19 protein-coding genes are annotated in these 18,236 nt (G+C 64.1%); 4 read left to right on the top strand and 15 right to left on the bottom strand.

Annotated features, from left to right (window positions below; translation table 11 throughout):
- Nucleotides 1-105: 105 nt before the first annotated feature.
- Both BRAGE_RS48405 and BRAGE_RS52695 read left to right on the top strand, forming a co-directional pair.
- Entirely contained in the window at nucleotides 106-765 is a 660-nt protein-coding gene (locus BRAGE_RS48405; RefSeq protein WP_063617179.1) for an RNA polymerase sigma factor, read from the top strand.
- Entirely contained in the window at nucleotides 716-982 is a 267-nt protein-coding gene (locus BRAGE_RS52695) for a FecR/PupR family sigma factor regulator (RefSeq protein ID WP_159073930.1), read from the top strand. Before BRAGE_RS48405 ends, BRAGE_RS52695 begins: the two co-directional genes overlap by 50 nt.
- Before the next feature lie 66 nt (nucleotides 983-1,048).
- Here BRAGE_RS52695 and BRAGE_RS48400 read toward each other — a convergent pair whose 3' ends face one another.
- From BRAGE_RS48400 to BRAGE_RS0111600, 14 genes are all read right to left on the bottom strand, one after another.
- Nucleotides 1,049-1,741 (bottom strand): lytic transglycosylase domain-containing protein, encoded by a 693-nt coding sequence (locus BRAGE_RS48400; protein ID WP_084334399.1) that lies wholly within the window; start codon nucleotides 1,739-1,741, stop codon nucleotides 1,049-1,051.
- Between the two features lie 191 nt (nucleotides 1,742-1,932).
- On the bottom strand, nucleotides 1,933-2,325 hold the full coding sequence (locus tag BRAGE_RS56780) for a hypothetical protein (protein ID WP_231164051.1): 393 nt from the start codon (nucleotides 2,323-2,325) through the stop codon (nucleotides 1,933-1,935).
- A gap of 176 nt (nucleotides 2,326-2,501) precedes the next feature.
- Nucleotides 2,502-3,602, bottom strand: coding sequence for a polysaccharide biosynthesis/export family protein (locus tag BRAGE_RS0111660; protein WP_027559760.1), 1,101 nt, complete (start codon nucleotides 3,600-3,602; stop codon nucleotides 2,502-2,504).
- A 428-nt stretch (nucleotides 3,603-4,030) separates the two neighbouring features.
- Nucleotides 4,031-4,243: a hypothetical protein gene (locus BRAGE_RS0111650; protein WP_027559761.1), complete on the bottom strand. Its 213-nt coding sequence runs from the start codon at nucleotides 4,241-4,243 to the stop codon at nucleotides 4,031-4,033.
- 378 nt (nucleotides 4,244-4,621) lie between these two features.
- Nucleotides 4,622-5,476, bottom strand: coding sequence for a hypothetical protein (locus BRAGE_RS51630; protein ID WP_141263009.1), 855 nt, complete (start codon nucleotides 5,474-5,476; stop codon nucleotides 4,622-4,624).
- Between the two features lie 120 nt (nucleotides 5,477-5,596).
- Nucleotides 5,597-6,154, bottom strand: a complete 558-nt coding sequence (gspM, locus tag BRAGE_RS0111640; RefSeq protein WP_027559762.1) for a type II secretion system protein GspM — start codon at nucleotides 6,152-6,154, stop codon at nucleotides 5,597-5,599.
- Nucleotides 6,151-7,224: a PilN domain-containing protein gene (locus BRAGE_RS0111635; protein ID WP_027559763.1), complete on the bottom strand. Its 1,074-nt coding sequence runs from the start codon at nucleotides 7,222-7,224 to the stop codon at nucleotides 6,151-6,153. The genes gspM and BRAGE_RS0111635 overlap by 4 nt, the downstream gene beginning before the upstream one ends.
- Nucleotides 7,221-8,144 (bottom strand): general secretion pathway protein GspK, encoded by a 924-nt coding sequence (locus BRAGE_RS0111630; protein WP_027559764.1) that lies wholly within the window; start codon nucleotides 8,142-8,144, stop codon nucleotides 7,221-7,223. Before BRAGE_RS0111630 ends, BRAGE_RS0111635 begins: the two co-directional genes overlap by 4 nt.
- Before the next feature lie 2 nt (nucleotides 8,145-8,146).
- Nucleotides 8,147-8,851 carry a PulJ/GspJ family protein gene (locus BRAGE_RS0111625; RefSeq protein WP_027559765.1) on the bottom strand — a complete coding sequence of 235 codons (705 nt, stop codon included), beginning with the start codon at nucleotides 8,849-8,851 and terminating at the stop codon, nucleotides 8,147-8,149.
- Nucleotides 8,848-9,207: a general secretion pathway protein GspI gene (locus BRAGE_RS0111620; RefSeq protein ID WP_231164052.1), complete on the bottom strand. Its 360-nt coding sequence runs from the start codon at nucleotides 9,205-9,207 to the stop codon at nucleotides 8,848-8,850. The genes BRAGE_RS0111625 and BRAGE_RS0111620 overlap by 4 nt, the downstream gene beginning before the upstream one ends.
- A gap of 13 nt (nucleotides 9,208-9,220) precedes the next feature.
- Entirely contained in the window at nucleotides 9,221-9,745 is a 525-nt protein-coding gene (locus tag BRAGE_RS0111615) for a prepilin-type N-terminal cleavage/methylation domain-containing protein (protein WP_084334373.1), read from the bottom strand.
- Nucleotides 9,690-10,160: a type II secretion system major pseudopilin GspG gene (gene gspG / locus BRAGE_RS0111610; RefSeq protein WP_051377831.1), complete on the bottom strand. Its 471-nt coding sequence runs from the start codon at nucleotides 10,158-10,160 to the stop codon at nucleotides 9,690-9,692. The genes BRAGE_RS0111615 and gspG overlap by 56 nt, the downstream gene beginning before the upstream one ends.
- Before the next feature lie 16 nt (nucleotides 10,161-10,176).
- Nucleotides 10,177-11,394 (bottom strand): type II secretion system F family protein, encoded by a 1,218-nt coding sequence (locus tag BRAGE_RS0111605; protein WP_027559769.1) that lies wholly within the window; start codon nucleotides 11,392-11,394, stop codon nucleotides 10,177-10,179.
- A gap of 4 nt (nucleotides 11,395-11,398) precedes the next feature.
- Nucleotides 11,399-13,084, bottom strand: coding sequence for a GspE/PulE family protein (locus BRAGE_RS0111600; RefSeq protein WP_027559770.1), 1,686 nt, complete (start codon nucleotides 13,082-13,084; stop codon nucleotides 11,399-11,401).
- Between the two features lie 316 nt (nucleotides 13,085-13,400).
- On the opposite strand from BRAGE_RS0111600, the gene gspD reads away from it, so the two are divergent.
- Together gspD and BRAGE_RS0111590 are read left to right on the top strand one after the other, a co-directional pair.
- Entirely contained in the window at nucleotides 13,401-15,773 is a 2,373-nt protein-coding gene (gene gspD, locus BRAGE_RS0111595; protein ID WP_028146257.1) for a type II secretion system secretin GspD, read from the top strand.
- A 263-nt stretch (nucleotides 15,774-16,036) separates the two neighbouring features.
- Nucleotides 16,037-16,753: a Hint domain-containing protein gene (locus BRAGE_RS0111590; protein WP_051377827.1), complete on the top strand. Its 717-nt coding sequence runs from the start codon at nucleotides 16,037-16,039 to the stop codon at nucleotides 16,751-16,753.
- Between the two features lie 302 nt (nucleotides 16,754-17,055).
- On the opposite strand, the gene BRAGE_RS48385 is transcribed toward BRAGE_RS0111590, so the two are convergent.
- Nucleotides 17,056-18,021 carry a sugar-binding transcriptional regulator gene (locus BRAGE_RS48385; RefSeq protein ID WP_231164053.1) on the bottom strand — a complete coding sequence of 322 codons (966 nt, stop codon included), beginning with the start codon at nucleotides 18,019-18,021 and terminating at the stop codon, nucleotides 17,056-17,058.
- Between the last annotated feature and the right edge of the window lie 215 nt (nucleotides 18,022-18,236).

Raw genomic sequence — 18,236 nt, 5'->3', positions numbered from 1 at the left:
AACTATCGTGAGATGATCGATACTCAATAACAGCTCGTCACATTATCGTTGTGCGGCCTCACTACGGTCCCGCAAAAATTCGGGGCTTAATAAGTGGGGCGTAACATGACTAACGATAGCATCTCGAGCCTGCGCAGCTTGCTGCTCGCCGAATATGTCGATTTCGATCGGCGGCTGACGCGCCGTCTCGGCTCGCCCGACCTCGCCTCCGAGGCGCTCAACGAGACTTATCTCCGTCTCTCCGGCATGCGGGAAATCGGACCGGTGCGCAGCCCCAAGGCCTATCTGTTTCGCATCGCGCTCAACATCGCCACCGATCGCCGCCGCGCCGAAAAGCGCCGCCTCACCGCGGACGAGGTCGACAGCCTGCTCGAGATTCCCGATGACCGGCCGGACGCAGCTCGCGTGATCGAGGACCGCTCCGAGGTCGAACTGCTCAAGCGCGCGATTGCCGAGCTTCCGGAGCGCCGGCGCCGCGTCCTGATAATGTCGCGCATCGAGGGATTGCCGAACCGGGAGATCGCCGCACTTCTCGGTGTGACGGTTCGGACCGTCGAGACCGATCTCAAGCAGGCAGTCGAGCATTGCGCCGACCGCCTCAAACGTCCCGCCCGCAGCAAATTCGGTTTTCAGCGCGTTGCATCGTCTCACCTACAGAGATATGTCGATCGGGGCCATCCGCTCATGACCGGCATGGGCGGGAAAGCGCTGGATCGTGACGAAGCGAAACCATCAGGTCGATCACTTAGATCCCTTAATCCGTGAGGCACTGTCGTGGATCCTGCGCCTCAAGTCGGGCGAGGCCACGATTGCGGACGCCGAGCAACTGATGGATTGGCGCGGCAAGAGCTCTGCCCACGAGCACGCCTTCCGTGATGCCGTGAAATGCTGGCAGGCCATCGGCCAGGCGCTGGCGACCAGCCGCCCGGCCCCCGCCGCCGTGCGGCGTCGGCGTCCATCGCGAAGCAAGAAGCGCGCATGAGACGACAGGCCTGATTTCCAAGCCGCCGGTCGTCTTCAGCAAATATCCTGTTCGGCAAATATCCTGTCAGCGCAGATCGGACGGCGACTTTCGCTCGGCCGCGCTGCGCAGGCGCGTATTGAGCTCGGCGAAGTTGATAGCGCCTGTCCCCGACAGCATGCGACCGCGCGTGGCTGCCCTGGCGGGAGCCCGGCCGAGCGCAGGGGATCCGCCGAATGTCGGCTGCGGCACGGAGCCGGTGACCGGAACGCCGTTGGCGGTCAGATGAGCGCGGACACGCGTGCAGTACTCGACCGACAGAAACGAAAAGCGCGTCTCGCCATGGCCGGCGCGATACTTCATTGTCGCGGTGCAGAGATCGCCGTGAGCGAGACGCCAGGCTCCCGCGAGATAGCGGACGCCGTAATGCACATTGACGTCGGGCGTGGCAAGCTCCGCTGACGTTCCGGTAAAGCCCATCATCCGCGCGGTCGGCAGCATCACCTGCATCAATCCGACCTCGCCATCCATTCCGACCACGGCTGTATTGTAGCGGCTCTCGACCGCCATGACGGCATCCACGAGGGCGGGCGGAAGGCCGAAGGCGAGCGATTCACGCTCGATGAGCTGGCGGTATTGCGCCCGGCCGGCGCGCCAGTCGCGGCCGAACAGTGCGCTCGTCCGATACGTGGAATTGGCGTATGTGGAACCGGCGAGAAGCGGATTTACCGGCGGAAAATCGGCGGCCGTGAGCGGTCGCGGTGCAAACGGCTCGAGCATCAGGGGTTCGAGTACGCTCTCGTCCGTCTCCGTTGGGGAAGCCGTGACTTCGCTGATCTCCTGCTTGTGGCCACTTTCGTCGTCTTCCGCCCTCGCCTGCCCGTTCAGAGCGATGAGCAGACACAGCGCGGCCGACGACCACAATCGGCATGTGGCCCCAATCGACGTCGCGCGCGGAGACGGCTTCGACATCATCGATGCGGCAGCACGTTCGAAATCGGCGGCGGACGATAGGGAATGACGGAGCGACCGTAGTTCGAGCCGTATTGCTGGCGCACGGCTGCTTCATTCGCGTTGCCGACCCGCACGTCGGACGAGCGCGCGTCGATCGGCGGCAGGTTGAGCGTCGGATTGACCTTGTCCACCTCGCGCCGAAGCTTCTCGTTCAGACAGCCGAACGCGCTGTCGCCTCCGATCTGCACATCGACGCAGCGATGAAGCGTCGAGCCGCTCGGCTGGCCGCCGATGACCGTGCTCTCACGCCGTTCAGCCGGACCAGGCGACTGAGCCATCGCCGAGACCGTCATGACGGCGACGACATAGGCGACAAGCCCGCTACCGCTCGCAAATCTGAACCCTGACATAGCATCGCCCATGCTGCGAAGCCTCCGATAGCCAGCGCGCATTTCTCTCGTCGCCCCGCGTGGGGACAACATTGCCGACCAGCCGATACCGTATAAGAATCCCACATTATCATAACTCGTCGAAACCGACTTGTCTCGATATGAAACGAGGCACTCCCATCTGTACCCGCCGTCGCTCAGAGCTTGCTTCGAACCACCTTGATGTCATTGACGAGGGTCACTCCATCGTCGGCGGTCACGACGGCGGTGTTGATGAAGTTCAGGACCTTGGTGATGTCCACCGCCGGTGCATTGGCGGCGTAGAGCACGTCAAACGGACGCATCTGCATCTTGGTGGCGACAAAATACCCCGCCGGGTCCTGGAAATTGACGTTGAACACGACCGGGACGGTATCGCCGTCGTATTTCGAGCAGTCGATCCCGAGCTGCTTTGCCACGTCGCGCGGCTCGCGGCGGTAGAGGAAGACCGAGGCAGGGTCGGCCTGCAAGTCGAGCAGCCCGCCGGCCTTCGCGACCGCCTGGGTGAGATTGATGCGCCAGGCGTCGAAATTGAACTCGCCCTGCTGGCCGGTCGCGCCAAAGGCGACGAATTTCATCGGCTCGCGATAGAGATAAATTCGATCGCCCGGCTGCACGAAGATGTTGCTCGCGGGGAAATAGACCAGATTGCCGAATGGCACCGTGGCGCGCTTGCCGTTGCGCTCCAGGACCACCCAGGTCTCCCAGCCGGCGCCGCTGATGCCGCCGGCGCGGGTGATTGCGTCGGTGATCCGGTCCTGCGCACCGGCCGCCGGCATGGGGAAGCGCACCGGCGTCCTGACCTCGCCGAACACGCTGACCAGCGACGACCGCTGCTGGCTCGATGTGACGACGACCTGCGGATCGATTGCACGCTTCTTGATCTGCGCCAGGATGTCATCCTGGATCTGCACGTTGGTGCGTCCCGCCGCGCGTATCCGGCCGGCATAGGGCACCGTGATATTTCCGTCGTTATCGACGGCCTGATCGGGGAGGCTCACGAAATTGCCCGGTCGCACGCCGGCCTCGAGCGGCACGTACAAGCCGCCGGCGGAGGCTTCGAAGATCGTAACGCTGACGATGTCGCCGATGCCGAAGCGAATGCTCGAGGGAGGACGACTGTCGGACAGAGCTCCAGGCAATCCGCTGGGTTCGAACTTCTCGAGCAGATGCACGATGTCGGGCGTCAGCTTGACGACGGCGAACGGCAGCACGGTCGTATTCTCGGCCTTGACGTCGATGCTGGCCGGCCCTGACATCGAAATGAATCCGCAACCACCGAGCAGAGGGGAGCAGATGAGACAGCATGCGATCGCCAGGTAGTTTCTCAATCGCATGATCGTTTCGTACCCAGCCGAAGTACCGTTCGCCGCGCGTGCACGGCGCGACGGCACGCCCTCCGCAGAGAAGCGCGGATCAGAATGTGGTTCCTGCTTCATAGACGCCGCACGCGCAGCGACCACGAAAACAAGACGCACAACATTGTTCGAAGGGTGCGTGCGGGACGTCCCGCATGGAGCGGCCGCAAAGGAAGCCGCGAGCGCGGCACACAAGGACGCGGGCGGTTGGGCCCGCCTATCGGCGAGCGCCAATCCGATCAGGGTCGCTTGGCTGTCTTGCCTGCCGGTCGCCGCGGCGGCCCATGCGGCCGGCGGCGCGAATTAGCCGACCAGAAAAGTCTCGGCGGTCACACCGCAGACAGCAGCTCGCGCAGGCGTGCGATGTCGATCCGGGTTTCCTCGACCATGCGCATCAGTAGCGCGTTCTCGAGCTTGAGGTTTTCGATGCGGCGAAGTCTGCTGCTTTCGTCCTGCTTCAGACCGAGGCTGTATACGTTCTCGTTCGACTCTGAACACGCGGACTTTAGGCAAGCCAAATCGATCGCATTTGTCGCGCGCATTTCAACCCCCAAAAACTACAAACACAGACTCGGCTTTAAACGCCTGCACAAGCAGCAGCCCACTGCCCGTTACGCGATGCCTATTTCTCATCCTTGTAAGAATGTTTCTTATCGTTGCTGTGACCAACATTAAAAAAATGACTTCAAATTTAAGATGGAAAGCGGCCGTTATGTTGGGCGAAAGGCGGTCATTACGTGGCAAGCGCAACAATGTCGGACGAGCTGGCTTTCGCGTCCCGGCAGCATTACGCGGCCGTTGGTCGCACCAGCGGCGCAGCTTTCGATGGCTCCAGCATCGCAATCCTGCATTCGCCTGCGTCGAGCTGTTTCGTGCGCATCGCTCAAAGGCGCGGGTCTGCGCGTCAACCCGAGTTTCACCTAGCGAGGCCTCTGCTGCGTGCCCGGACTTCCAGGTGGTTGGGGCACCTGTAGTGCGCGTTGAACGCCAGCGCTCGTCAATGTTTGAAGCGAGCCTGTCGCTTTGATTGCGTTGACGAGAGCCGCTGGCGGCGACGATGCGGCGGACGCTGTCATTGCCGTTCCCGGAGCGGCCATTGGCGCGGCCGTCCCGGCAAGCATTGGTGCGGATGGCCCTGGTTTGAGATCGGGGGGGGCCAAATCGAGGATCGCATTATCCAGCCCCTTCGCCAGTTCGACCTGACGGGGGCGGACACTACGCAGCGTCCATCCCCGATGGTCTTCGCCCGCCTTGAGGCGCAGAACTTCCTTGCTTGCGGAATCGATGAACAGGCCAATCCGTTCGCGCGACCCTGCAACTGTGCCAAGCAAGGAGAGCTCGGGCTTCTCAGGTTCTGGCGGCTTGGGGGGTGGACCGACCGGCGCCGCCACGGACCGGATCATCTCCAGCGGCGGCGCCGGACGCCGCGACGGTGCAAACAATGGCTGGTCGCGCGAAGCCGTCAGACGTGCGAGAGGAATCGCCCATAGCGGATTGCCGCTCGTGATGTGCTCGACCGGAGGCGCAGTCGTAACAGCAATCGCACTCGGCTGCGACGCTGGCGGCGCAGTGCTGGCGGGTGCCGCCACAACCGGCCTCGGCGCGAACAAATCGCCGCCGCTCTGATCGGTGGTCTGGGCATCGACCGTCAGCGGCGCGTTCGTGGCCAGCGCTTCGGCGTTACCGATCAGCACCAAACCAATCAGCAAGGCCAGAGCGCGCATTTCCGCGCCTTTCTCCAGGGGGAACATGGAGGCGAGCAATAACGTTTGCATCTCTCGGAATTGTGACATTATCATCATAGCGCTAACATGACGATCCGATCAAGCGGCATCGAAATGCGACATCCGACAGATAACGAGCGCGCGCCGGGCGTCTGCTGAGCCCCGCATTATTCATTTCTGGCCCTGCCACTGTCCGGACACACCAAGCAGCACACGCAGCTTGCCGCCCTGCGTCGACGCTGATGACGCCTGCACGACCAGCTCGTCAACAAACAGAAACGGCATTCCCGCTTCGAGATCGTACAGAAGCGGCTGGAGCTGGGCGGGATCGATCTCAAAGTTCGAGGTCGCCGTAATGAAGCCTGCCTTGGATTTCGAGCCCTGAACATCGACCTGGGACGACAGCGTGTCGCCGTTCACCCGCTTCGTCGCCGTCACGAGGCGTTGCAGCAGCGCGGCGCCGGCAAGCGAGGCGGTCCCGCCCTCGATGAATGGCGAGCCCGGCGGGACACTGACGGCAGCCTGGGCCGCCGGGGCACGTCCCGGACCGCGCGCGTCCAGGCGCTCGAGGATTTCCAGGGCGGCCCCTGCCGCTCCACGTCGCTCCAGGACGTCGAGCGTCGTGCTGATCGTGATGAAGAGAAACATCACGATCAGGGCGACGTAGGCGGCCGCCGCCGCGATCGGAAATCGTACGAGAAGGGATTCAACCCGCGGCATGCTGATCATGTACCGGACCCGAAATAAGGCTTGAGCTTGGCTTCGATGTGAAAACGCTCGCCAGACTCGTTGGTGGCGTGCGTCGTCGGCGCGAAGAAACCCGCGCTGGAAAAGTGTGGTGACTGCTCCAGGATCGAAATCAGCGATGGCGCGTCGCGGGTGACGCCAACGATCTGCAGTTTGTCGCCCTCGATCCGGACCTCGGTCGCGTAAGTATCCTGAGGCAACAGCGCCGACAGCGCTTCGATGACGAGCACGCTGGAGGGCGAGCCCTGCTTGCGCCGGATCAACAGGTCGAGCGGGCTGCCGCCCGAGCCGGCCTGATTGCCGCGCATCACCGCGCGCCGTTCCGCGATCCGCTGCTGGGTTCGCTGCTGCTGCGCGTCGTAGGAGTCGGCGACGAAACCGCCGAACCCGAGCGACAGCATCGCCAGCAGAGCAGTCGCTGCGAGACCTGCGACCAGGGCGGTGCGGACCCGGCGATTTTCCGCCTGCTTGCCGCTCCGCTGATCGAGGACCGTAATCCGGCCGTGCTCGGGTGTCCCGGTCACGATCTCGACGCCTGCTGCTCCCAGGTCGGAGAATGCCTGCACGAGAGACGAGGCCGCGGCGCGTCCGGTGGCCACCACCGTCGTTTCGATGCGGTCGCCGGCAATGCCTTGAGGGGGCGTCCAGTGGAAGAGCGCCTCGCTGGGGGCCCAGGGCGTGATACGATCAATCTGAGCACGAATGATACCGTCGAGGAACTCGGCGGCGCGGCTCGGCAGCTCGATGGGGCGGAAAACAAAGCGGGACGGCTGCAGCCGCAACTCGACCACGCCCCCCCGCACCGCGGCCGCCCATTGCGGCGAAAGCGGACCGCTGACGGTGCCATCGCTGACGTCGACGCGGCAGGGGGAGAGATCGCCGTCTGCAACCTTCGTTCTCGGCGCAAGACGCATGGAGAAGGCGCCGGATTCGTCCTCGGCGACTTCGATCCGGCGAACCGGTTTCACATTGACGAGCCGCGCGCTTACGACAGCGGCAACAGAGTCGATCCATAACGACAACGCTGCCGTGATTTCACTGACGACGCTCATCTCTGCGCCCCTCCTGTCGACGGATCGATCTCGTCTCGCCATGTGAACACCCGGTAGGCGCTCTTCGTGCCCCGATCGGGAAGCATGATGACCCCTTCCGACCTGCTGTCCCGGCCGTCGGGAAGAATGATGCGCATGCGAATGCGGTAGGCATTGCCTACCGCCACCGTGGCGCCGGCCACCCTGCCGCCGAGAATACCCAGGACGAAATCCGGATCCTTCGAAGACAAGGAGTCGCGCTGATTGAGGAATGCATCGGCCTTCGCGGAGGTCATGTCGGGAAGCGCGGCGAGGACTTCCGGAGCGGCCTCCAGGACGTTGATTCCGGCAATGCCGCTGTACAATGTCAGGTACGGCCGCGCGCGCTCTACCAGCTCCGGAGGCATTCCCATGACGAGCGAGAGCTCGTCGATATTGCTGAAGGCTGCGTGGCGCGGCCGGTACTTCAAGCCGGCAGCGGCGTAGCGGGAGTCCTCTTCGTCCTGGAAATTTTGCCTTGGCGGATTCCGCCACGCCGCCACCCGATCGGCAAGCTGGCCGGCCGCGTCCGACCCGACGCCGAGGGCTGCAAACAGGCCCGCGATAAAGGATCGAGGCGCCATGTTCAGATTGATGCGCGCCGCCTCCGACTGGTACTCGACCGCTACCCTCGCGTTCGCGAGCCGGAAGGTGAAGCTGCCCCGAGATGGGCGTGCCTCCGGCGCAACACCGGAGAGCTGGTACGCAGCCAGCTCGACGCCTCCCGTCGATATCATTTGCAGCTGCGTGGCTGCATCGAACGCGCTGAGCGCGATCGCCGATTGCGTCATGTACAGCGAGCCCACCAGGATCAACCCGGCCAGGGCGGCGAGCAGCCAGAGCGTCGCCACCACGATGAAACCGCGCTCGCTCATCCTCGAGCCGACCTTTGAACGGTTCATGGTCACCTGACCCCGATGGCGCTGTTATTTGCCGCCTGGCTATCGCCAGGGCGAGCATCACTGACCGGCTCCGACTGAGGTGCCGCCGTGTTGGCGCGGACGCGCGTTGCGGTCGAAAGCACGATCGCTCCTTCGGCGTCATGAAGGTCGAAACGCACCGTCGTCGGCAGGCCTGCCCAGGCAGGCCAATTGGCGAACCAGTCACCACGAGGGCCGGCGTAGGCGAAGGTGATACGAAGCGGCGCGCGCAGCAACACGACGGGGTCCCTGAACGGTATCGGATCGACCGCAGGATCACCGCTCGGCAGCAAGACGAAGGGCGCTTGGGCCCGCACCAGCGCCCGCCCGGTGCGATCGGCCGTCTCGGCAATGCGCACGATCTCCAGGCCCGGACGGTTGTTCGGGCCAAGCGCCGAGCGCACGAACACGATCGAGGACTCATCGCCACGGAACAAGGCGGCGGTGCTGTCCCGGTTCGGCGTCACAAACTCGGCCGCAGACAGGTCCGCGGCCAGGCGATCGAGCGCGATCGTGACCTGCTCATTGCGCTGAGTCTGGAGCAGGCCACGATTCCAGGGTGGCAACCATCCTCCTGTCACGCTTGCCAGCACGCCGAGAACCAGCCCCATCAGCGCCAGGGCGACAAGAGCCTCGAACATGGTGAAGCCCGCATTCGACCTCCACATCCGAACAAGCGATCGGCTCATTGGCGCCCGTCCCGATATTGCAGGCGCACGGTCTCGAGCGCGACGATCGCCCCGGTTGGCGATTGCACGCGCAACTCGACTCGCTGCGGAACGAACGGCGAGTCCGGAATCGCCGTGTCCGCATCCACGAACGGCGATATCCGCATCTGCCAGCGATAGCCGGCTTCCCTGCCCGCCAGTTCAGTCGGAAGCGGTTGACCCTCCTGCGGCAGACGGGACGCGATCAGACGCGCCGTCTGCATCAGCGCGGTGTGCTGCTCGAGCTGCTGCGCGCCGCGTACGTTCCGGGCCACCAGCGAGCCGATTGCCGCCAGCACGATGGACAGCATCGCGAGCGCAACCACCGCCTCGATCATCGTGAAGCCGGCCTCACTGTGCCGCCTGGACGACATCCTGCGCGACAATGTCCACCCCTCCCGTCAACCAGTTCACCCGCACGTCGAACCCACTGCCGAACCGCGTCAGCCGTATGACTCCGCCGCAAGACATTCCGCTCGGCAGAAACGTAATGGCCGAGGCAACTTCCCGACCATTGCAGCGCTGCGGCAGCAGCGCATCGAACACGACGTCGTCCGGCACCTTGACAAATCCCGCACGCGAACCGGCCCGAACGGTTCGCCCGGGCGCATCGACCACGGCGCGGACCGAAAGCCGGCGTCCCATCGCCGCATTGCGGTCGGCCTTCAGCAACGTTGCGATCTGGATCGCGTAAGCTTCCAGCTTGGGACGCGACGTAGCCAGCGGCATTCGCGGAAGCGAGATCGCGACGAGCAGCGCCGTGATCGCGAGAACGCAAACCATCTCGAGCAGGGTGAACCCCGCTTCCCCGCTGTCGAAGCTACTTCGCCGCCGAGGAGATATCTCCAGCCGTTCCCGTGCCGCCTTCCTGGCCATCTGAGCCGAGCGAACGAATTTCGTAAGGGTCCCTCTCGGCGGGTTGCTTGTAGACATAAGGGTTGCCCCATGGATCATTGGGAACGCTGCCGCCCTTGACGTAAGGTCCATTCCAGGACGCCACGCCGCTCACCGGATGCGCGAGCGCGCCCAGCCCTTCCGAGCTGGTCGGGAAGCGGCCGGCGTCGAGGTAGAAGAGGTCGAGCGCGCTGCTGAAACTCTGGATCTGGATCTTGGCCGCCTTGACGCGTGACTCGCTGAGATAGTTGAGCACCCGCGGGCCGACCAGCGCCATGATCATGCCGATGATGGTGATGACGACCAGCATCTCGACCAGCGTAAAGCCCTCCTCACCGCGACGGCGCCGACGCCGCCTTGGAGGAGCGAACAGGCCCCTCCTCGAAAAGCCGATCATGCGCCTCCTCCCCTGCTCATCCGACAACTTGAGTGACCGACAGCAGCGCCGTCATGACCGACACGATCAATCCGCCGACGACGACGCTGATCAGGACGATCGCCGCGGGACCGATGATGGCGACGACGCGATCGAGCTGCCGCTGCAGCTTCTCTTCGTAGAATTCCGCGACGCGGCCCGAAAGCGTCGGCAGCTGGCCGGTCTCCTCGCCAAGCCGCAGCATGCGCACCGCGACCGGTGGCAGGACGGCCGAGGCGGCCAGTGCATCGGCGAGCCTGCCGCCGTGGCGGACACGGTCAGCCATCGCCGCCCATGCCGGCACGTCGCCCGTTGCTGTCATGATGTCGACCAGGATGCGAAGCGTTGCCGTCAGCGTCACGCCGCTGCCGAGCAGGATGCCGAGATTGCGCGAGAACAACGTGGCACGATGAAACTCCACGACGGTCGAGATGACCGGCAGTCGCGCCAGCTGGGTCACGACGCTGGCGCGGACGGCGGGCCTCCGCCACGCCAGCCATCCGCCGATGACGGCGATGCCGACCACCGCGCCGACCTCGAAACCATGGCCGCGCAAAATGTCGGAAAGCGCAAGGAAGACCTCGATCACGGGATCGGTCTTCGCGTTGAAGTCGCGCAGCACCGCGGAGAACTGCGGCAGCACGAAAGTGACGAAGAAGATCAGCACGCCGCCGGCCGCGAGCAGCACGAACGCGGGATATTGCAAGGCTCCCGTCACCTTGCGGCGCAAGGCTTCGGCGCGCGTGCGCTCGGCCCCGAGCGTCTCCAGGATGTGGTCGAGCCCGCCGGACATCTCGCCGACCCTGACCAGCGCGACATACATCGCCGGAAACAGCACCGGCTCGCGCGCGAGCGCTTCCGCAAAGCTCTCGCCGGAAAGGATGGAGTTCTTGATGTTATTGATGACCGGACGCAGCCGACCGACATCCATGTCGTTGGCGAGCAATTCGAGGGCGTCGTTGAGACGCGCCCCCGCCTTCAACAGCAGCGCGAGATCACGGGTGAAGATGGTGACGTCCGCAGGTCCCGGCTTCGAGAGTGACAGCGAGGCCAGCGACAGCGACCATCCCTTTGTTTCCTCCGCAGGGCCGGCATCGATCGCGACCAGACCGAGATATTCGATGCGCTGCGCGACCTCGGCGAGATCAGCCGCGGAGATCGAGCCGGAAACGACCTCGCCCTTCTGGGTCAATGCGCGATAGCGGAAGTTCGGCATCTCGTCACCTTACGGTGGTCACGCGCAGGATCTCGGCCGCCGAGGTCATGCCCGACAGGCATTTGGCAAGGCCATCCTCGATCATCGTCGTCATGCCGTTGCGGATGGCGACCTTGTCGATGGATTCCCAGTCGGACTTCTCATCGAGCAGCGAGCGCACTTCCTCGTTCATCTCCAGCACCTCGAACACACCGATACGGCCGCGGTAACCGACGCCGCCACAGCGTTCGCATCCGGCGGGCTCGAAGATAGTGTTGCCGACCGCAAGGCCGACCGCGGTGTAACGCGGGTCCGCCTCGACGTCGGCCTGGGTCAGCGGCCGGCTGGTCTTGCAACGGTCGCAGAGCTGGCGCACCAGGCGCTGCGCGATCACTGCGCGGAGCGTCGAGCGCAGCAGGAACGCCTCGACACCGAGATCGAGAAGGCGCGGCACAGCCGCCGCCGCGGTCTCGGTGTGCAACGTGGTCAGCACGAGATGGCCGGTGAGCCCGGCGTGGATGGCGACATGGGCCGTCTCGGAGTCGCGGACCTCGCCGACCATGATCACATCGGGGTCCTGGCGCACGAACGAGCGCAGCGCGGTGGCGAAGGTCAGCCCGATCGACGGCTTGGCCTGGGACTGGCAGATGCCCGGAATCTCGTATTCGACGGGATCCTCGATCGTCAGGATCTTGCGGGTGGGCTCATTGAGCAGCGACAGGACCGTTGCGAGCGTCGTCGTCTTGCCGCTGCCGGTCGGGCCGGTGACGATGATCATGCCGTGCGGCAGCGCCAGCATGCGCCGCAATTTGCTCTGGTCGCCGGCAAGAAAACCGAGCTTGTCGATCGACAACAGGGCCCGGTCCCGCGGCAAGAGACGGATGACGGCGGACTCGCCGTGCTGTGTCGGCATGATCGCCACGCGAACGTCGATCTCCGAGCGCGCGGCCCGGACCCGCGCGCCACCGTCCTGCGGCAGACGACGCTCGGCGATGTTGAGACCGGCAAGGATCTTGATGCGGGAGATCACCGCCTGCGGCGGAACACCGCTGGGCGTCGCCACGTTGCGCAGCAGCCCGTCGACGCGCATCCGCACGATCAGCGACGTGCGGCCCGGCTCGATGTGGATATCACTCGCGCGCAGCTCCACCGCAGTCTCGAACATGTCGTTGACGGCCCGGACGACAGGGGCGCCACTCGCCAGGTCGCGCAGATTGTCGATGTCGTCGTCCTGAACGGTGGCGCTGACGGCGCTCTCGGCGCTGGCACTCTCCTCCTCGCCAAGGCGCTGGTCGAGCACGGTGGCGATATCCTCGAACGAGGCCACCTTGATCGTGGGCGGCGCGCCCAGCACGATTCCGGCCGCTTGAATGGAGGCACGGTCGGTCGGGTCGGCCACCACGAGGACCGGCGATGCGCCGGCCGGCTGGCACGGGAACACGGCCATTTCCCGCAGGAAGCGGCGCGAGAACTGCTGCGACCTGGACTCCGCCGCCATCATGTCCTGAAGCGTCAGGCGCGGAAGCTCGAAGAAGAGCGCAACTTCGTCGGCAAACTCGCTGGCCGACAATTCGCTCATTTCCCACAGCTTGCGCAGGCCGCCTTCTGCAGGCCCGGACCCGTTCAGCCTGCCGAGCTTGTCCGCGTCCGCCTTCAGGCCGGCCGTTCGGCTGAAACGAGCTGCGAACTCATGCGCATTCGGGGAAGCCATGAACGTCTACCGGAAAACTCTGACAGCCGCTCGAAGCGGCGAGCGCGCCGTTTACCGTACTTATTCGATTGGAAATGTGACGTTATGATCATCCACATTATTGACGCCGACGATTCACAACATAGGCGCAGTCGACAGCCTTGAAATTTCAGCGCGATTTCCGCGGATCTCAAACGCCGATAACATTCAGATTACAATCATCGCGTGACCACGCAACGTTTATAACACATGGCTGTCACAGGAGAGAGTTAAGCAAACGGCATTCGGCTCGACCCACCTAGAAGTGGCAACGGGCGGCGCGTGAGTGAGGCAGTCGGTGAGCCGAACAGCATTCCAGATCGGCTTGTTTGTCCAATGCGCGATGATCTCGGTGCTGCTTGGATCTTGCAACACGGTGGGCAGCATCGCCGATGCTGACAACAACAGGGATCCTGACGTCTTCGACAAGGTGCGCTCGGTCGACCTGCTGCCGCGTTATCCGCAACAATTGCCGCAGCGACAGCTCAGCACCGGTCCCAAGGCCAAGACTGCGATCTACGCCGCGGACCCCGGTGAAGATGCCGCGACGGCCACCTCGGCGCAGGCCGCAACGACGAGTGCGGACAAGTTCGAGCTGAATTTCGACAATTCGCCGATCGCATCCGTCGCCAAGATCGTGCTCGGGGACATTCTCGGTGTCGGCTACGTCATCGATCCCCGCGTCCAGGGCAATATCAGCCTTTCGTCGGGGCGGCCGATCCCGAAAACCGACGTCGTGTTCGCGCTAGAGAACGCCCTTCGCCTCGTCGGCGTCGCGCTGGTTCGTGACGATACCGGTTACCGCCTGATGCCCCAGGCCGACGCGGTCGGGGTCGGCACGGCGGATGCGGCCGATCGCATGACGCCCGGCTACGGCATCACCGTGGTGCCGCTGCAATATGTCTCGGCACAGACGGTCATCAAGCTGGTCGACAGCTTTGCCACCAAGCAGGGCATGATCCGCGCCGATACCAGCCGCAACCTCATCATGATCCAGGGCACCGGCAGTGAGCGCCGCAACGCGGTCGATCTCGTGCTCAGCTTCGACGCGGATTTCCTCAAGGGACAATCTGTCGGCATCTTCCCGGTGCAGAACAGCAATCCAGGCCCCATCATCGTCGAGCTCGAGAAGATCGTGGACTCCGGCGAAGGCGGGATGACGCAGAACCTCATCAAGTTCCAGTCGATCGCGCGCATGAACGCGGTGCTCGCCGTGACACGCAAGCCGGAATTGCTCCAGCGCGTCGAGACCTGGGTTCGCCGCCTCGATACGACCAACACGGGGCGATCCGCGGTTCACGTTTATCGCGTGAAGTTCGGCGATGCCAAGCAGATTGCACGGGTGCTGAACGACGTCTTCGGCGGCAGCAGCTCGTCGGGAGCCTCGTCATCGCCGCTGGACAGTCCGGCTGGACAGGTCGCACCCGGCTCCGGCGCGTCGGCGAGTTCGAGCGGCGGCTCCGCGCTCAACCGGCTCTCGGCTTCCCCTACGGGCCAGTCGTCGGGGTCAGGAGGGTTCGGATCGAGCGGACGCGGCTCCGGCAGCTCCGGCAGCGCAATGACAGCAGATGCCTCGTCCGGCAATCAGGCGAGCTACGGCGCGGGCTCGAGCGCGCAAGGCGGCGGCAGCCTGTTCGACAATTCCGCCTCGAGCCAGAGCGGAGGACGAGGAGGACCCGGCGGAGCCGGTGTTCTCGACGGCGTTCGCATCACTGCCGACAGCGTCAACAACACGCTCCTGATCTATGCGAGCCAGGAGCAGTACCGCACCATCGAACAGACGATCAAGGAGGTCGACCAGCCCCAGCTTCAGGTGGCCATCGACGCCACCATCGCCGAGGTGACGCTGACCGACGATCTCCAATACGGCATCCAGTCCTACATCATGAGCCGCGATCTCGGTCTCAAGCCCAACACCGGATCGTTCGGCTACAACGGCGCAAGCGCAGTTGCCGCTGCGGCAACCGACGTGGTGCTTCAGCGCGCCATCCCCGGCTTCAACTTCCTGGTCGGCTCCGCGCAGACGCCGAGGGCGGTGCTCAATGCCCTGCACGCCATCACCGACGTCAAGGTGCTGTCGAATCCGTCCGTGGTCGTGATCGACAATCAGATTGCGACGCTCCAGGTCGGCGACGAGATTCCGATCCAGACCGGCAGCGCGACGGTCCTGACCGGCAGCAACACGATCGCCAACACGACGGACTATCGCAGCACCGGCATCATCCTGCGCGTCGTGCCGCGGATCAATGCCAACGGCAATGTCCGGCTCGACGTCGAGCAGGAGATCTCCAATCCCGTCAGCAATTCCTCGTCGGGCTCCTCCTCGACCTCGACCAACTCGCTGACACCGACGGTGTCGACCCGCAAGGTCCGCAGCTCCGTTGCGGTCGCCAGCGGCCAGACGGTGCTGCTTGCAGGCCTGATCAGCGACAGCCAGACCAAGTCCCGCTCCGGAATTCCGGGGCTGGACCAGATTCCCGGGCTCGGCGAGGTCGTGTTCGGGCAGACCGACAAGCAGGTCAAGCGTACCGAGCTGATCATCTTCATCCGCCCGCAGATCATCCGCGACGGCGCGGACGCTCACTTCGTCGCCGAGGAGCTGCGCACCAAGCTGCGCGGCACGATTAATGCGATCGGACCGAAGCAGACCGGCCCGACCACGTACCGCTGAGTCTCCGACGGCCCAACTACCCTCCGTTCTAGCCAGCGCGAGCGAGATCATGTCGCAGTCGACGCTGCCCCCACAGGGGTTTACCTCGCACATGCGTTAATGTATAACATTAAACTAACATAACGAGACGGTAGCAACGCTACACGCATCATTTCCGGTTTGATCCGGAACGGACGATCGCGGGGTAAGCGGAATTTTGGAGACGCGAACGAATGTCTCAGGCGGATCGAGCGAAGACCCCATCGAAAGCGATGACACGTCGCATGATTTTCGCCGCGGCGGCCGCACTTGCGGGCTGCGGGGTCGGGCCTGCCCGGGCCTATTACCACGGCAAGAACTGCTTCCTGAAAGGCACTGGGATCACGACGCTCACGGGCGTTCGCAGGATCGAGGACCTCAGCGTGGGCGATATCGTCCCGACCGCCTTCGGCGGAGCACGGCCGATCGAGTGGATCGGGCGATTTCGGCGGACCAGGCGCGATGCAAGCAGACCGTGGGACCAGCATGCGCGTCCCGTCCGCATCGCTCGGGGCGCGCTCGCGCCAAATGTCCCTTCGGCCGACCTGTTCGTGACCGGGGGGCATGCGTTGCTGATCGACGGCGTGTTGATCCCGGCGGAGTGCCTGATCAACGACACCACGATCTCGCGCTACCCGGCTCATGAGCATGACGAACTGGAATTCTTCCATATCAAGCTCGATAGCCATGATGTGATCTATGCCGAAGGCGCGCCCTGCGAGTCCCTGCTGCGCGTCGACGAATCCATGAGCAACGCGTCGAGCTATCTTCGCGAGCACGGGCAAACGCGGGACGAACACTGCGCGCCGATCGTCGGCAACGGCCTGCGGGCCCAGATCAAGACTGAGGTCAAAGGCCTGCTGTCGCCATCGCGGGGCGAGCGGCAATTGGACCTGGTCCGCGCCCGGCTGGACGCCCGTGCGGCCGCCCTCGCCGCACAGCTGCCGGAAGCGGTAGCCTGACATCGATCATAGACCGCCGGGGCCGCACTTTGCGGCCCCTGATCGCGATGTGAGAGCCGCCCTCCGGCTGGCCGCCCGCCTGTGATTCCATGCCGGCCGACCAAGGCCCTCGGCGACGCCCAAGACCAATGCAAGCTGTGAACCGACCCGGGATATCCTTGTGGATAGCCTGTGGAGAAGTCACGCCAAAGCGCACCCCGCCAACCCGGAAACATCAGTAATTTCAAATGTTGTGCGCTCGGAGGGCTGCTTCGCTCAGATGTGAGGGTGGTCAAAATGAAAAACTGGCCTGTAAACCAGCGCTATGTTTCGAGCAGCGCTCGAGCGACTTGCTCGTCAGTGATCAGAACGTGACAGAGCTTGGCACGGATTCCGGCGCGGATGATGGCGAGCTTCTGGCGGCCGCCGGCGGCAAGCACGATCTGGGGGACCTTGAGAAGCTCTTTCAGCGGAGGATTGACCACGCGCGCTGCCAGATCATGGACAATCAACCCGCCCTCCGCATCGAGATAATGTCCGCAAATGTCGCCGACCGCCCCCGCATCGAGAAGCGATCGCCAAACTTTGGGATCAATGAGGCCATACTCCAGCGCTTTCGAGCTTTCGGACAAATCGACGGCTGCGAGCAGCGCCATATCGAGATGAGGAACCATCCCCAGCACAGTCTGCACTGGCCCGCTGGCGACGAACGCGTCCCTGAGCACTGCCGTGTCGGCGAACATCGGCGCGGTCACGTAATAGCACACCGCATCCAGAGCCCGCGCCATCATCGCTGCATTGTCGTATGGGTTGATGCGGGTGCTCTCTGCCAGCCCGCCGCATAAGAGTACGACGCGATTGCCGCCGCCAGCCCGCCGCTGCAGGTTCTGCGCGGCCGCGTTGATCGTGCCGCCCCAGTTGATGCCGAGGGTGCCCGGCTCGGGCAAATGCTCGGACACATAGTGGCCGGCTGCTGCGCCGATGATGGGCCGCGCGTCTCCTCCGTCGATTGGCGATGGCACGACGATCGCGCGACGCAGACCAAATCTCTCCACCAGGCCGCTTTCGAGCGCTCCAAAAGCGCTCACCCCACTGTTGATGGTGATCTGCACGAACCCCGTGTCGCGCGCCTCCGCCAGGAGGCGATTCACACGCTTGCGGGTCAGCTGGAGGTGTTGGGCGATCGCATCCTGGGTTTGCCCCTCCTTGAAGTAGTGCCAGCAGACCCGCGCCATCAGCGCAGAGTCCGCGGTGTTCTCGTTTTCCGGTTTGTTGGATTGGTCCAGCACGTCCAGGCTCCCCGTTGCTCGATCCATATCGCAATTCTGCATTCGGCACAAATGTACCCACGGTGTCACAAAAGCGTCGCCGGCCGCCGTTAGGAGTCCGAAGCAGGACCCCGCCTCCTCTCAGGCACGATGGAACGACATGCAGCGTGGTGAACCGACGCCGATCCGGCCTGCTCAAAATACAAACCGAAAATTTTGCCGCTTGCGTCCCTTCG

The organism is Bradyrhizobium genosp. SA-4 str. CB756, from assembly GCF_000473125.1.
GTDB classification, from domain to species: domain Bacteria; phylum Pseudomonadota; class Alphaproteobacteria; order Rhizobiales; family Xanthobacteraceae; genus Bradyrhizobium; species Bradyrhizobium arachidis.
The sequence above is the reverse complement of the archived record's forward strand: the minus strand, read 5'-3'. Positions and strand labels throughout refer to the sequence as shown.

Bases quoted from the DNA above. Each gene is read 5' to 3' on its own strand.
- BRAGE_RS0111590 (WP_051377827.1), top strand. From the start codon at position 16,037: ATGATTTTCGCCGCGGCGGCCGCACTTGCGGGCTGCGGGGTCGGGCCT.
- BRAGE_RS48400 (WP_084334399.1), bottom strand. From the start codon at position 1,741: ATGCTCGAGCCGTTTGCACCGCGACCGCTCACGGCCGCCGATTTTCCG.
- BRAGE_RS0111635 (WP_027559763.1), bottom strand. From the start codon at position 7,224: ATGAGCGTCGTCAGTGAAATCACGGCAGCGTTGTCGTTATGGATCGAC.
- gspG (WP_051377831.1), bottom strand. From the start codon at position 10,160: ATGATCGGCTTTTCGAGGAGGGGCCTGTTCGCTCCTCCAAGGCGGCGT.
- BRAGE_RS0111605 (WP_027559769.1), bottom strand. From the start codon at position 11,394: ATGCCGAACTTCCGCTATCGCGCATTGACCCAGAAGGGCGAGGTCGTT.
- BRAGE_RS0111620 (WP_231164052.1), bottom strand. From the start codon at position 9,207: ATGATCGAGGCGGTGGTTGCGCTCGCGATGCTGTCCATCGTGCTGGCG.
- BRAGE_RS56780 (WP_231164051.1), bottom strand. From the start codon at position 2,325: ATGTCAGGGTTCAGATTTGCGAGCGGTAGCGGGCTTGTCGCCTATGTC.
- BRAGE_RS48405 (WP_063617179.1), top strand. From the start codon at position 106: ATGACTAACGATAGCATCTCGAGCCTGCGCAGCTTGCTGCTCGCCGAA.
- BRAGE_RS0111625 (WP_027559765.1), bottom strand. From the start codon at position 8,851: ATGAGCCGATCGCTTGTTCGGATGTGGAGGTCGAATGCGGGCTTCACC.
- BRAGE_RS0111615 (WP_084334373.1), bottom strand. From the start codon at position 9,745: ATGGCCAGGAAGGCGGCACGGGAACGGCTGGAGATATCTCCTCGGCGG.
- BRAGE_RS0111630 (WP_027559764.1), bottom strand. From the start codon at position 8,144: ATGAACCGTTCAAAGGTCGGCTCGAGGATGAGCGAGCGCGGTTTCATC.
- BRAGE_RS0111600 (WP_027559770.1), bottom strand. From the start codon at position 13,084: ATGGCTTCCCCGAATGCGCATGAGTTCGCAGCTCGTTTCAGCCGAACG.
- gspM (WP_027559762.1), bottom strand. From the start codon at position 6,154: ATGATCAGCATGCCGCGGGTTGAATCCCTTCTCGTACGATTTCCGATC.
- BRAGE_RS0111660 (WP_027559760.1), bottom strand. From the start codon at position 3,602: ATGTCAGGGCCGGCCAGCATCGACGTCAAGGCCGAGAATACGACCGTG.
- BRAGE_RS51630 (WP_141263009.1), bottom strand. From the start codon at position 5,476: ATGCAAACGTTATTGCTCGCCTCCATGTTCCCCCTGGAGAAAGGCGCG.
- BRAGE_RS0111650 (WP_027559761.1), bottom strand. From the start codon at position 4,243: ATGCGCGCGACAAATGCGATCGATTTGGCTTGCCTAAAGTCCGCGTGT.